The organism is Azospirillum terrae, assembly GCF_053470425.1.
Genome location: NZ_JBPXMR010000001.1, coordinates 562,294 through 576,114, shown reverse-complemented (window position 1 = coordinate 576,114; position 13,821 = coordinate 562,294). Strand labels below are relative to the sequence as shown.

12 protein-coding genes are annotated in these 13,821 nt (G+C 68.3%); 11 read left to right on the top strand and 1 reads right to left on the bottom strand.

What is annotated here, in order from left to right; genetic code table 11:
* Positions 1 to 103 precede the first annotated feature (103 nt).
* Entirely contained in the window at positions 104 to 2,293 is a 2,190-nt protein-coding gene (locus ACSVDD_RS02700; protein ID WP_448187746.1) for a helicase-related protein, read from the top strand.
* Positions 2,294 to 2,299: 6 nt separating this feature from the next.
* Here ACSVDD_RS02700 and ACSVDD_RS02695 read toward each other — a convergent pair whose 3' ends face one another.
* Positions 2,300 to 4,330, bottom strand: coding sequence for a M3 family metallopeptidase (locus tag ACSVDD_RS02695; protein ID WP_448187745.1), 2,031 nt, complete (start codon positions 4,328 to 4,330; stop codon positions 2,300 to 2,302).
* A gap of 364 nt (positions 4,331 to 4,694) precedes the next feature.
* Between ACSVDD_RS02695 and ACSVDD_RS02690 the strand changes: the two genes are divergently transcribed.
* From ACSVDD_RS02690 to ACSVDD_RS02645, 10 genes are all read left to right on the top strand, one after another.
* A complete protein-coding gene (locus ACSVDD_RS02690) occupies positions 4,695 to 4,889 on the top strand; it encodes a hypothetical protein (protein WP_448187744.1) in 195 nt (64 codons plus the stop codon).
* A gap of 120 nt (positions 4,890 to 5,009) precedes the next feature.
* Complete coding sequence (cpaB, locus tag ACSVDD_RS02685) at positions 5,010 to 5,960, top strand: Flp pilus assembly protein CpaB (protein WP_448187743.1); 951 nt, start codon at positions 5,010 to 5,012, stop codon at positions 5,958 to 5,960.
* 27 nt (positions 5,961 to 5,987) lie between these two features.
* Positions 5,988 to 7,457, top strand: coding sequence for a pilus assembly protein TadG-related protein (locus ACSVDD_RS02680; RefSeq protein WP_448187742.1), 1,470 nt, complete (start codon positions 5,988 to 5,990; stop codon positions 7,455 to 7,457).
* Positions 7,458 to 7,461: 4 nt separating this feature from the next.
* The gene (locus ACSVDD_RS02675; RefSeq protein WP_448187741.1) at positions 7,462 to 7,950 is read left to right on the top strand and encodes a TadE family protein; all 489 of its coding nucleotides are present in this window, start codon (positions 7,462 to 7,464) and stop codon (positions 7,948 to 7,950) included.
* A gap of 9 nt (positions 7,951 to 7,959) precedes the next feature.
* Positions 7,960 to 8,535: a TadE/TadG family type IV pilus assembly protein gene (locus tag ACSVDD_RS02670; RefSeq protein ID WP_448187740.1), complete on the top strand. Its 576-nt coding sequence runs from the start codon at positions 7,960 to 7,962 to the stop codon at positions 8,533 to 8,535.
* A gap of 20 nt (positions 8,536 to 8,555) precedes the next feature.
* Complete coding sequence (locus tag ACSVDD_RS02665; protein WP_448187739.1) at positions 8,556 to 9,794, top strand: CpaE/TadZ family protein; 1,239 nt, start codon at positions 8,556 to 8,558, stop codon at positions 9,792 to 9,794.
* 11 nt (positions 9,795 to 9,805) lie between these two features.
* Positions 9,806 to 11,236, top strand: a complete 1,431-nt coding sequence (locus tag ACSVDD_RS02660) for a TadA family conjugal transfer-associated ATPase (RefSeq protein WP_448187738.1) — start codon at positions 9,806 to 9,808, stop codon at positions 11,234 to 11,236.
* Positions 11,237 to 11,246: 10 nt separating this feature from the next.
* Entirely contained in the window at positions 11,247 to 12,221 is a 975-nt protein-coding gene (locus ACSVDD_RS02655) for a type II secretion system F family protein (RefSeq protein WP_448187737.1), read from the top strand.
* Positions 12,222 to 12,235: 14 nt separating this feature from the next.
* On the top strand, positions 12,236 to 13,204 hold the full coding sequence (locus ACSVDD_RS02650) for a type II secretion system F family protein (protein WP_448187736.1): 969 nt from the start codon (positions 12,236 to 12,238) through the stop codon (positions 13,202 to 13,204).
* Between the two features lie 22 nt (positions 13,205 to 13,226).
* A complete protein-coding gene (locus tag ACSVDD_RS02645) occupies positions 13,227 to 13,703 on the top strand; it encodes an A24 family peptidase (protein WP_448187735.1) in 477 nt (158 codons plus the stop codon).
* The last annotated feature ends 118 nt before the right edge of the window (positions 13,704 to 13,821 follow it).

Below are 13,821 nucleotides of genomic sequence, written 5' to 3'. Positions count from 1 at the left end.
TTCGGGACAGAGGTCCACCTTCAAACAGGTCGGCACGGCGATCCTCACGGCGGCCAGAATCGTGCTGGCCCGCGTGTGCGGTGGCGCTTAAAGTCCGGCGGCCATGACCCCCGACATCGACCCGAACCTCGTCTTTGCCGTCGCCAGCGCCCACCCGGAGGTGCTGACGCTCGGCGCCACGCGGTTCTCGCGCGTTGAGCAGGCGGAAGCGGCGGGGCTGGTGCCGCTCGGCCTGCCGCTGCCCAAGGGCAAGCGCGACCTGCTGGTCCCCGCCGAGCGCCGCGACGCCATCGCACGCGAGATCCACGGCGCCATCGACCGGGCGCAACGGCGTGACGCGCTGCTGGCCCAGGGGCGTCGCGCGCTGGAGGGAGGGCGTACGGCGCTGCACCCCGCCGAGGACCGCACCCGCGTGCGCGCCGCGATGGCCGACGAGCTGCGCTGGCCGGGGATGCCGGCGCCGGTCCGCCTTCAGGTTTCGCGCACGCTGGACGCGCTGGAACTGGCCGATCTGACCGACGAGGAGATGGCCGGGCGCCTGGAGGGAGACCCGCAACTGACCTCCGCGCTGGAAGACGCGCTGTCGCTCACCGCCGCGCGTTTGCGCGCCTATGCCGAGGAAGCCGGCGAAGCGGCGGATTCCTGGACCTTCGCGACCCTCGCCGACCGCCTGTCCCGCGCCGCTCGCAACCGCGACGGCGTGGAGGATCTGCTGGCCCGCTGGGACCGCGAGTTCGACACATGGCGGCGCGAGCGTGCCGAGGCGCGGGGCAGGGCCTATGTGGACCGGCATTTCGACTTCGCCCGCTTCGAGAGCCTGTTCCCGGTGGCGCGCGGCATGGGCCGGCGGCTGGTGCTGGTGACCGGGCCGACCAACTCTGGCAAGACGCACCGCGCCATCGAGGCGCTGAAGGCGGCGCGGGACGGCGTCTATCTGGCGCCGCTGCGACTTCTGGCGCTGGAGGTGATGGAACGCCTCAACGCCGAGGGAACGCCGACGACCCTGCTGACCGGCGAGGAGGAACAGCGCGTTCCCGGCGCCCGCCACACCGCCTCGACCATCGAGATGCTCGACCCCGACCGGCCGGTCGAGGTGGCGGTGATCGACGAGATCCAGATGCTCGCCGATCCCGAGCGCGGCTGGGCGTGGACCGCGGCGCTGATCGGCGCGCCGGCCGACACGCTGTACATCCTCGGTGCGCCTGAAGCCCGCCCGCTGGTCGAACGCGTCGCCGCGCATCTGGGCGAGCCGCTGGAGGTGATCGAGCTGGAGCGCAAGACACCGCTGACCCTGCTGGAACGCCGTCTGGAATGGCCGGACGTGGAGGTGGGCGACGCGCTGATCGCCTTCTCGCGGCGCGAGGTGCACAGCGTGCGCGACACGCTGCTGGCGCGCGGCCTGTCGGTCGCCACGGTGTACGGGGCGCTGGCGCCCGCGGTGCGGCGGCGCGAGGCGGCGCGGTTCCTGTCGGGGGAGGCCGACGTGGTGGTCGCCACCGACGCCATCGGCATGGGCCTCAACCTGCCGTGCCGGCGCGTGCTGTTCACCGCGCTGGAGAAGTTCGACGGCAGCGGCGTGCGGTCCCTCACCGCGACCGAGGTCAAGCAGATCGCCGGTCGCGCCGGCCGCTTCGGCCAGCACGAGGCCGGGGAGTTCGGCGTCGTCGGTCGCGGCACCCCGCAGGCGTTGCGGCGGCTGCTGGAGCAGGCCGACCACCGGCTGCGCGCGCAAGCGCCGCTGGCGGTGCGCCCGACGCGGGCGATGCTGCGGCGGCTGGCCGGGCATCTGGGGACGGAGGAGACGGTGCTGCTGGTGGACTGCTTCGCCGACGCCCGCACGGCCGGGTCTCCGTACCGGGTCAGCCCTTTGGCGGCGATGCGGCGGGTGGCGGTGCTGCTCGACGCCCGGCGGTTGGGGCTGGCGACGCGGCTGGACCTTCTGTTGGTGCCGGCGGATCTGGACGAGGCGGCCGACGCGCGGGTGCTCGGCGCCATCCTCGATGCGGTGGAGGCGGGCGAGGCGCTGCCGCTCGGCCGCGTGGTGCCGGGGCGGATCGACGGCCTGGACGCCGAGGCGTTGGAGGGGCTGTCGCGCGCTTGCGACCTGTACCACTGGGCGGCCCGCAAGTTTCCCGACCTGCTGCCGGACCGCGAGCGCGTCCGCGCGACCCGCGAGGCGGTGGGGCGGCGCTTGTCCGAGCTGCTGGCGTCGCGGGCGCGGCGGCGGGAGGCCGCCCCGCCCGCCGGGTTCCGGGGAGCGCCGCGGAAGCGGTTCGGGCCAAGGCGGCGCTGAGGGCTTTTACGCCCCCACCAGCCCCCTGTGCTTCAGCAGCGGCTCGATGCGTGGCTCGCGGCCGCGGAAGGCGGTGTACAGCTCCATCGGGTCGCGGGTGTCGCCGGACGAGTAGATGTCCTTGAGCCGCGCCGCCAGCGTCGGCTCGAAGATGTCTCCGGCCTCCTGAAACGCTTCGAAACCGTCGGCGTCCAGCACCTCCGCCCACAAATAGGCGTAGTAGCCCGCCGCGTAGCCGCTGCTGCCGAACAGGTGCTGGAAGTGCGGCGGGCGGTGGCGCACGCCGATCTCGGCCGGCAGGCCGATCCTGGTCAGCACCTCATGCTCGAACGCCGCCACGTCCAGTCCGCTCGGGTCGGGCAGCGTGTGGAACGCGAGGTCGAGAAGCGCCGCCGCGGTGTACTCCACCGTGGCGAAGCCCTGGTTGAAGGTGCGGGCGGCGAGCAGCCGATCCAGCAGCGACTCAGGGATCGGCTCGCCGGTCTGGTAATGCAGCGCGTAGGTCCGCAGGGTTTCCGGCGCCGACATCCAGTGCTCGAAGACCTGTGAGGGGAACTCGACGAAGTCGCGCCGCACCGCCGTGCCGGACTGCGACGGATAGCGCGCCCGGCTCAGCAGGCCGTGCAAGCCGTGCCCGAACTCGTGGAACAGCGTCTCCGCCTCGTCGAAACTGAGCAGCGTCGGCTCGCCGCGGGCGAAGTTGTTGTTGTTGACGATGATCGGCGTCACCGCGCGATCGAAATTCTCCTGGACGCGGTAGGCGCTCATCCAGGCACCGGAGCGCTTGGCGGGACGCGCGAAATTGTCGTGCAGGAACACCCCGATGTGACCGCCGTCGGCGTCCCGCACGTCGTAGGCGCGGACATCGGGGTGGTAGACCGGGAGGTCCGGGCGCTCGACGAAGCTCACGCCGAACAGCCGCCCGGCGGTGTCGAAGGCCGCGCGCACCATGTTGTCGAGCACGAAGTACGGCTTCACCTCTGCCTCGTCGAGGTCGTATTTGGCGTGCCGGACCTTCTCGGCGTAGTAGCGCCAGTCCCACGGCTCGATGGCGGCGTTCAGGCCCTCCGCGCGCGCCTGCGCCTGCAACGCATCGCGCTCCGCCGCCGCCTTGCGCTTGGCCGGCTCCCAGACCTGGAGCAGCAGGCGCTCCACCGCCGCGGTGTCCTTGGCCATGGTGTCGTCGAGCTTGTAGTCGGCGTAGGTGGCGTAGCCCAACAGCCGCGCCTGCTCGGAGCGCAGTTCGACGATCTCGCGGATGAGGGGCGTGTTGTCGTGTTCGCCAAGCAGGCCGCCGCGCGCTGTCCACGCCTGATGGAGCGTCTGCCGCAGATCGCGGCGTGCCGAGAAAGTCAGGAACGGCTCGACCGAGGAGCGGGAGAGGGTGACGACGTACTTGCCCTCCAGCCCGCGCTCCTTGGCCGCCTGCGCGGCGGCGGCGCGGGCGAAGGCGGGCAGGCCGTCCAGGTCGCCCTCGTCGAGGACCAGATGCCATTCCCGCTCGTCGTGCAGGATGTTCTGGTTGAACAGCGTGAGCAGGGTCGCCAGGCGTTCGGAGATGGCGGACATGCGCGCCTTGTCCTCCGGGGGCAGGGCGGCGCCGCTGCGCACGAAGTCCAGGTGCATGCGCTCCAGCAGGCGATGCTGGTCGGCGTCGAGGCCCAAGTCGTCGCGCCGGGCGTAGAGGTCGGCGATACGGGCGAACAGGTCGGGGTCGAGCGCCACGCGCATGTGGTGCTGCGCCAGCTTGGGCGCGTAGTCGCGGGCGATGGCTTCCAACGCGTCGGAGGTGTTGGAGGAGTTCAAATTGTAGAACACCCCGCTGACCCGGTTCAGCAGCCGGCAATTGCGCTCCAGCGCCTCGACCGTGTTGGCGAAGGTCGGCGGTTCGGACTGGCGGGTGATGGCCTCGATCTCGGCGATGTTCTCCGCCATGCCGCGGTCGAAGGCCGGCGGGACGTGCTCGGGACGGATGCGGTCGAAGGGCGGCAGGCCGAAGGGCGTGGTCCAGGTCGCGAAAAAGGGATTGTCGGTCATGCTGGCTCCAGTCGGGTCGTCATGGATCTAAGCCGTCCGGCGCCGGGCGCCAACCGATTTCACCGGGCCGGCTGATGCGGCCCGCCCTGAAGCCGAAGGCTCTCGAACCTCTTACGACCCGGTGGAATGCATAGCGTTGAGTGTTATCCGGGCGCCCATTTTGGGCTGCCATTCGCGAAACCCCTCATCCTTGCGGTGCACACAAGCCGGAGCGAAGAGGCGCTTTTGGCGGCATCGGAAGACTCCGGGAACTAGACGAACGCGACTTTGCCAGCAGACATTATCCAAACTAAATTGAACATCACGAGGCCGGAACAAAAGCTTCGTTGACAAAAACCCAGATTACAGACAAGAGGACAAAGACATGTCGAAGTTCATTTCCCCGATTGCTCGCCTGTTCTCCCGCGTCCAGAAGGACGAGAACGGCACCCAGCTGGTCGAGACCGCCATCTGGATTGGCGTGATCTCTGCTGCTGCGCTCACCGCCGTCATCAGCATGCAGGGTCCTGTGTCGACTGTGCTGACCCGCGTCGGCACTGCCGTCGGGACGCTCCAGTAAGCGGCCCGGTCCCTTCGCAAAATCCGCGGTCCGTGGCGGCGGCAGTCACCCTGTCGCCGCCACAGACATGCTCGGAAGCAGCCGGTTGGAGGAGAGACAATGCGACAGAGAGCGGTGCTCATGCTGCTCCTTGCCTGTGTGATGGGCGGGTCGGCGGTGTTTCTGGCACGCGGCTGGCTTGAGCGCCAGGTTCGTCCGCAGATCGTCGCCGCGGCACCCCAGGCGCCGACCCAGGCCATGACGACCGTGGTCGTCGCCAAGCTGCCTTTGCGTTTTGGTGACGAGTTGAACCGCGAAAACCTGCGGGTCATGAACTGGCCCAGTGACGCGGTGCCGGACGGCGGTTTCACAGCGATCGACGATGTTCTCGGCGGCACCGAACGCCGTGTCGCCCTTCGGGACATCGGCGTCAACGAAGTCGTGCTGAAGAACCGGGTTTCCGGGTTCGGCGGGCGGGCGACGCTGTCGGCCCTGGTCGCGCAGAACATGCGTGCCGTCACGATCCGCGTCAACGACGTGCAGGGCGTGGCCGGCTTCGTGCTGCCCGGCGACCGCGTCGATGTGATCTTCACGCGGCCGGAAGGTGCCGCGGAGTCGGCGCATTCGCAGACCCCGCCGGTTTCCGACGTGATGTTGCAGAACCTGAAGGTGCTCGCCATCGACCAGTTCGTCGACAGCCAGAAGGACAAGCCGGTCGTCGCCAAGGCTGTGACGCTCGAAGCCACGCCCGACGAGGCGCAGAAACTGACCCTCGCCGCGCAGGTCGGCAATCTGGCGCTGGCGCTGCGCAACTTCGGCAACACCGAGGTCGCCGACTCCGGCCGGATCACCGTGAACGGACTGCTTGCGCAGGCACCCGCGCCGGTCGCGGGCGAGCCGGCGGCCGAACCGGTCCGTACTCGGATGCACAGCGTGCACATCCTCCGCGGCACCGATGAGTCGACGCAGGAAGTCACGCCGGAGCGCATCCCCCAGCCGACATCCAACACAGCTCCCGCCGCTCCGGCCCAGCCGCCGCGCACGTCCGAGCGGGTCGCCTGGACGGACCCGAACGCGAAGACCGCTCCGTAACCGCATCACTTTCACGGAACTGCCATCATGCGCCGCAGAAACTGGCTTGCCCCCACCGGCTTGCGGTCTGTCTCGGATCTGGCCGGCGACGACCAGGGTACGGTGTTCCTTTACTTCACGGTGTTGGCGGCGGTGCTGTTCGGCTTCGCCGGTCTGGCAGTCGACGTCGGACGCCTTGTCTCCACCAACACCCAGGCCAAGTCCGCCGCCGACGCCTCGGCCCTGGCCGCCGTCACCGCCCTGGCGGCGGCCGTGCAGGCGCCCGGCGCCGACACCTCCAAACCCCAGCCGGTCATCGACGCCATCTGGCAGGCCGCCCAGCAGGGGGTGACCAACCGGCAGAACTACGCCACCGTCACCAAGGGCGGTTCGACCAGCACCGGCGGCACGGTGCAGATCACCAACGTGCGGATGCTGACCAGCCTGCCGGAACTCAACGGCGGCTCGTCGAGCGCCCCGCCGGACGCCTACGTCACCGGCGACCCCTGGCAGGCGAAATTCGTCGAAGTGACGACGGAGACGCTCAGCCAGCAGAACTTCTTCATGACCGCCGTCGGGGCAACGCCGACCAGCACCACGCGGGCGACGGCCATCGCCGGTGTGGATCAGACCGCCTGCAACATTCCGCCGCTCTGGATCTGCAACCCGGCGGATGACGGTTCGGCCAACGGCAGCACGCTTCTCGACCCTGCCGTGTGGCGCGGCCGCGAGGTGCTGCTGAAGGCCGCCGGCGCCGGTTCCCAGTGGGGGCCGGGCAACTTCGGGCTTCTGGATACCGCCTCCGGCAACGGGACGGCGGCCGTGGCCCAGAACCTGGCTTCGGCATCGCCGAGCCTGTGCTTCAACCTCAAGACCGTGAACCTTCGTCCGGGTCAGGCGACCCCGGTGAAGGGCGGCATCAACACGCGCTTCGACATCTACGAGAACCCCTATTTCGGGAGCGCCGCCGACGCCAAAAACCCCGATTACCGTCCGGCCGAAAATGTTGCCAAGGGCTTCCACTACACCACCCCTTCCTGCAACAAGACGCCGGATCCGGACGGGGAACTCCTGACGCGCGATATGAACCTGTCCTCGACGAACCGCATCGGCAACGGCGTGTGGGACTGCGCAAAATACTGGAGTGACAGCAAGCATACCGGCACTCCGCCGTCTGGGTGCACCGCCACTTCAAGCATGACGCGTTACGAAATGTATCGCCATGAAATTGATAATGTCGACTATACAAAATATGGACGGCCTTATTGCTACAAAGGAGATAAATCGACCCTCAATCAGGGGCCGGACCGGCGGGTTCTTTACTTTGCGATGATCAATTGTTCGCAGTACCAGTTGAACGGCAATCGCGACAACGTCCCGATAGCCGCCGTCGGCAAGGCATTCCTGCCCGAGCCAGTGAAAAGCTCGCCCGGCGATGAGATCGTCATCGAAATCATCGACATTGCGCGGGCCGGCAAGGACAGCGTGCTGCATGAAATCGTCCAGCTCTACAGGTGAGACGATGACCGCACAGCCCATGCGCCCGTTGCTGGTACGTCTGCGCCGGGACCGCCGCGGCACCGCCATCGTGGAAACCGCGATCGTCCTTCCGGTCATTATGCTGCTGCTGTTCGGCCTGATGGAGGCGGGGCGCGCGCTTCAGCAGCAGCACACCCTGGCCAAGACCGTGCGCGATGCCGCGCGCTATCTCGCCCGCGTGTCCCTGGCCTGTCCGGCCAACACCGATCCCAACTGGGCCGCCGCGCGGAGCACCGCGCAGCACCTCGCCATGACCGGCAAGTTGAGCGGCGGGACCGCGCTGGTCAAAGGCTGGACCGAGGCGTCCTTCACCGTGGCCGACCCGACTTGCTCCAACTGGTCGGGCCGTCCGGTGCAGTTGATCACGGTGTCCGCCAACGTCCCTTACCAGGACCTCGGGCTGCTCGGATACCTCGGGCTCGGCCCCATGCGCCTGGGGGCGTCGCACCAGCAAGTTCACATCGGCGAGTAGGGGGCTGCGATGAAACGCAAGCTGCGGCGCGATGAGCGGGGAACGGCCATGGTGGAGATGTCCATCGTGTTCCCGATCATCTTCCTCACGACGCTGGGCATCATGGAATTCGGAAACCTCTTCGCCCAGTGGATTCTGGCGGAGAAGGCCACGGAGATGGGTGTCCGCTTCGCCGTCACGTCGAACATGGCGGCCACCGCCGTGCCGGACTGCGGCGTGAACACGTCGCAACCGGTGGGGACGCCCTGCCGCCAGGTCGCCGGGTCGTCCACCTGGGCGCGCACCTGCTCGGCCGGTGCGGGCGGCTGCGACGCGACCGCTTTCAACGCCATCGTCGCGAAGATGCAGAGCGTCTACGCACGCGTGGCGCCGGCCAACGTGGTGGTCGAATACACGGGAACCGGGCTGGGCTACGTCGGCCGCGGCATGCCGGTTCCCGACGTCACGGTGCGCTTGCAGAACATGACGTTCACCTTCGTCGCCCTGGGTGGGCTCGTGAGGACCCTCTTCGGCGGGGCGCTCGGCGACACGGTTCAAATGCCCGATTTCCGGGCGACGCTGACCGGAGAAGACCTCCAGTCTTAAAGGCATAAAGGAGAAGACATATGAAACGCATACTGTCCGTTCTCGCCATTGCCCAATCCCACGCCTGTGCCGACGACATGCGCTCCGCGCTCTCCGGGATCGCGGGCGTGCGTGTCGAGACCAAGGTCGTGTCCGGGCCGGAGATCCCCGCAGCCGCGGGGGCGGCGACCAACCGAATCCTCGTCGTGGAGTGCCGCACCGAGCAGCCGGAGGATCGCCGGATGCTGGCGCAGCTTGCCGGCGCCAGCGGGCAGCCGCTGATCGCCGTGGTGCAGGACGCGACCATCGGCGACGTGCGCGAGCTGATGCACCTGGGCGTGGTCGACGTGGTGCCGTGGCCCATGGACATCGCCGATCTGACGCAGGCGCTGGAGCTTGCCCGCGTCCGGCTCGATGCCCTGCCGCAGAGCCGCGGGCGCGTCTTCTCCTTCCAGGGCAGCTGCGGCGGCGCCGGCACCACGACGCTGGCGATCCAGACGGCGATGGAACTGGTCCAGCGCGACAAGCGGCGTCCGGCGAAGGTCTGTCTGCTGGACCTCGACGTGCAGTTCGGCAACGTCGCCTTGGCGCTCGACCTCGGTGCGGTCACCGGGCTGAGCCAGATCCTCGACGCCTCGTCGCGGCTGGACCCGGCGCTGTTCCTCTCGGCGATGGCCCACCACGAGAGCGGCCTCGACGTGCTGACCGCGCCCGGCGAGATCATCCCCTTCGACGCGCTGACCGTCGGCACCGTGGAGCGGATGCTGTCCTTCGCCCGCGAGGAATACGACCATGTGGTGGTCGACCTGCCGCACGCCTGGGCCGCCTGGACGCCCAGCGTGCTTGCCGCCTCGGCGCTGTCCACCGTCGTGTTGTGCCCGAACGTCTCCGGCGTCCAGCGGGCGCGCCGCCATCTCAAGCTCTTGGCCGAGGAAGGGCTGGAGGCGCTGCCGAGGCTGGTGGTGGCGAACCGCGTCGAGCCGGGGTGGGGCAGCGGTTGGCGCCAGCAGATTCGCGAAGCGGCCAAGGCGCTCGGCCACGATATCGCCTTCACCGTCCGGCGCGACGACGAGACCGCCGACGCCGCCCGCGAGGGCGGAAAGCCGCTGCGCGCGATCAAGCGCAACAGCGTCATCGAAAAGGACGTCCGCAGCATCGTCGAGCACGCGTTGACGCTGACCGCGCCGGAGGCCCCGCAGGTTCAGGCCGTCAGGTCCGCCGCGTCCACCTCCGGCGTCGGCGCCCTTCTTCCCCTGCTGTCGCTCAAAGCCGCGCGTTGAGGAGAGCCGCCATGTTTGGTCGTTTCCGTACCGGCAGCGCGGCTGCCGAAATCCCCGAACGCGCGCTGCCCACCGCTCCAGCCGGTGGCCCAAAGGGAGGCGTGATCCAGCCGCTGCGCCCGACCGGCATCGGGGCCGCCGCCCTGGCAATCGCCGGCTTCGAGCACAGCGAGCGCTACCTCGACCTGAAGGTGACGCTGCACCACAAGCTGCTGGAGATCATCAACCTCGGTGCCATCGAAAAGATGGAGCGGGAGGAGATCACCCGCGACGTGAACGAACTGGTCAAGGAACTGCTGGACGACGCGCAGGAAGCGCTCAGCGCCACCGAGCAGGCCCAGCTGACCAACGACATCGTCGACGAGCTGCTGGGCCTCGGGCCGCTGGAGCCGCTGCTGAAGGACCCGACCGTCTCGGACATCCTGGTCAACACGCACGCCCAGATCTTCGTCGAGCGCCGGGGCACGCTGGAACTCACCCGCGTGAAGTTCCGCGACGAGGCGCACCTGCGGCGCGTCATCGACCGCATCGTCTCCAAGGTCGGCCGGCGCATCGACGAGTCCCAGCCCACGGTTGACGCGCGCCTGCCCGACGGCTCGCGCGTCAACGCGGTGATCCATCCGGTGGCGGTGGACGGCTCGCTGGTGTCGATCCGCAAATTCTCGCGCATCCCGCTCGACATGCAGAAGATGGTCAACATCGGCTCCATCACGCAGGACATGGCCGATCTGTTGCAAGCGATGGTGCGCTCGCGGCTCAACGTGCTGATTTCGGGCGGTACCGGCTCGGGCAAGACGACGATGCTGAACGCGCTGTCCAGCTTCATCGACCCGCGCGAGCGCATCGTCACCATCGAGGACGCCGCGGAACTGCAACTCCAGCAGATTCACGTCGTCCGCCTGGAAACCCGTCCGCCGAACATCGAAGGCAAGGGCGCCATCGCCCAGCGCGAGCTGCTCAAGAACGCGCTGCGCATGCGGCCGGACCGCATCATCGTCGGCGAGGTGCGCGGCGGCGAGGCGTTCGACATGCTCCAGGCCATGAACACCGGCCATGACGGCTCGATGACCACCATCCACGCCAACACCTGCCGCGACGCGCTCGGCCGCCTGGAGCAGATGATCGGCATGGCCGGGCTGGATCTGCCGACCCGCTCCATGCGCGCGCAGATCGCCTCGGCCGTGCATGTGGTCGTGCAGATCCGCCGCTTCGCCGACGGACGCCGGCGGATGATCAGCCTCAGCGAGATCACCGGCATGGAGGGCGAGGTCATCTCGATGCAGGAAATCTACCGGTTCAACCAGACCGGCGTGGACGCGGATGGGACGGTGCAGGGCCATTACGCCGCTACCGGCGTCCGGCCGCACTTCTTCGACCATCTGGTGGCGTGCGGGCAGGACGTTCCCACGCGCCTGTTCTCCACCACCGGCCACCACGGTTGAGGAGGCGGGCATGACCAATTTCCTGTCGGATATCCAGTTCACCTATCTGCTGCTGTTCGGCGCGACGCTGTTCCTGGTCGAGGGGCTGTTCTACCTGTACCGCGACGCGCGGGGAGGGACCGCGGCCACCATCAACCGCCGCCTGCAACTGATCAATTCGGGCAAGGACCGCGACACGGTCCTCGGCACCTTGCGGCGCGCCGACCTCGATCCGGCCTCCGCGGTGATCGTGCGGGTCGTGCCGGCCGTGGAGCGGCTGATCCGCGAGGCGGGCCTGACGGTGACGCCGAAGCGTGTGGCCGTCATCTGCCTCGCGGTCGGCGCCCTTGCCTGTACGGTCCTGTCGGCGACGCTGACGCTGCCGTTCGCATTGGTGCTCCTCGCCTCGGCGGTGATCGGCGGCGGGGTGCCGGCGCTGGTGCTGATGCACTGGCGCCGGCAGCGGCTCAAGGAGTTCGGCGCGCAGATGCCGGAAGCCCTCGAAATGATGGTGCGCAGCCTGCATGCCGGGCATCCCATCGCCTCGGCCCTCGGCATGGTGGCGAGCGAGATGCCCGACCCGGCCGGTTCGGAGTTCGGCATCGTCATCGACGAGATGACCTACGGCCTCGACATCAACGTGGCGCTGAAGAACCTGACGGGCCGGATTCCGCACCCCGATCTGGCGTTCTTCATGGTGGCCGTGCAGATCCAGCACCAGACCGGCGGCAATCTCGCCGAGGTCCTGTCCAATCTGGCGTCCGTCATCCGCGACCGTTTCACCATGAAGATGAAGGTGATGGTCATCACCGCGCAGGGGCGTTCCAGCGCCTTTGTCGTGGCCTTGATGCCGCTCCTTACGGCGGCGGGCCTGAACGTCATCTCCAAGGGGTATTTCGGCGACGTCGCCGACGATCCGATGTTCATTCCCGCCATGGCGCTGGCGGGCGTCCTGTGGGTCCTGGGCGTGGCGATCATCGTCAAGCTCGTCAACTTCCGCATGTGATCGGGGAGGGCGTAATGAACACCGTGATCGAACAGGTTTCCCTTGCCGCCTCCGGTTCTGACCTTCCCCTGTTGTTCAGCATCTTCGCCGCCGTGGTCCTGCTGGTGATGGGCGGCCTGGCCGTGCGGCCCGCGGCGCCGAGCATGGAGAAGCGGCTGGGGCTCGCCGCAACCCAGAAGAGCGCGACATCCCTCAGCTACGAGGACAAGAGCGCGCGCTCGCTGCTGCGGCGGCTCGACCGCTCGCTGGCGCCGCAGGACGACAAGAAGCGCTCCTCTGTCCTGCGCAGCCTCGTGCAGGCCGGGTACTACAGCCGCTATGCGGTTTCCGTCTATTACGCGATCCGCGTCGGGCTTGCCCTGGCGTTGCCGCTGGCTACGCTTATCGCAATCCCCGTGGCCGTGGGCGTGCTCCCGGTCCATCAAATGTACACGTTGGGCATGGCGGCGCTCGCGACCGGCTTCTTCGGCCCGTCGATCGTGCTGAACAGTTGGATCAGCGACCGCCAGCGAGCGGTGCGGGAAGCCTTTCCCGACGCGCTGGACCTGCTTCTCATCTGCGTCGAGGCGGGGCTTGCCCTGAACGCCGCGCTGGTCCGTGTGTCGAACGAACTCGATCAGGCGCACCCGCTGCTGTGCGAGCATTTTCGCATGGTATCCCAGGAAATGCAGGCGGGCGCCAGCCGCGAAGCCGCTTTGCGCAAAATGGGCGAGCGCGTCGGCATCGAAGAGGTGACGGCGCTCGTCAGCCTGCTCGTGCAGTCCGAGAGCATGGGCGTCAGCGTTGCGCACACCTTGCGCGTCTACACCTCGGAAATGCGGCGCAAGCGCCTGCTCCGTGCCGAAGAGCACGCCAACAAGCTGCCGGTGCGCATGGTGCTGCCGCTCGCCGGCTTCGTGATGCCGGCGTTCCTGATCGTGATCATCACCCCGTCTGTCATCCGCATCTCAGGCGCGCTTCTGCCCGCTCTCGCCGGCAACTGACCGCCGGCCTTCGGAGGCATTCATGAACGAGCTGTTTCTTATCGCCGCTTCGGCGCTCTTAGTCGTGGCCGCCGCCTGGGATGTTCGGAGCTACCGTATTCCCAACACCATCTGCGCCGGCCTTGCCGTGCTCTTCGTGTTCCGGTCGCTTGCCATCGGGCCACCGTTCCCATTTTCGCATCTGGTCACGGCGGCCTTGGCGTTCGCCGCCGGCTTCGTGTTGTTCGCCCGCAACCTGATGGGTGGGGGCGACGTCAAGCTGCTGGCCGCCGCCGTGCTCTGGATTCCCCCGGCGCTGGTGCCGGCGCAGATCACCTGGATGGCGATGGCCGGCGGCGTGTTCGCGGCTCTGCTGCTGGCGGCACGCGGCGTCGCGCAGCGCTTCGCGGTCGCTTCGGGCGGTGAGGGGGCGCTTCCGCTTCTGCTCCAGCACAATGCGCCGGTGCCCTATGGCGTCGCCATCGCCGTGGGAACCCTGGCCTACCTGCCTATGGCGTGATACGACTTGTAGAGAATACGCCTACACTATGACCCTTGGCAGCAAGGCCCCGACGGCTGGCCCGATGACAATCGGCCGAATTGACCCATGGGGTTATCTGATGCCTCCTTTGAGGGAG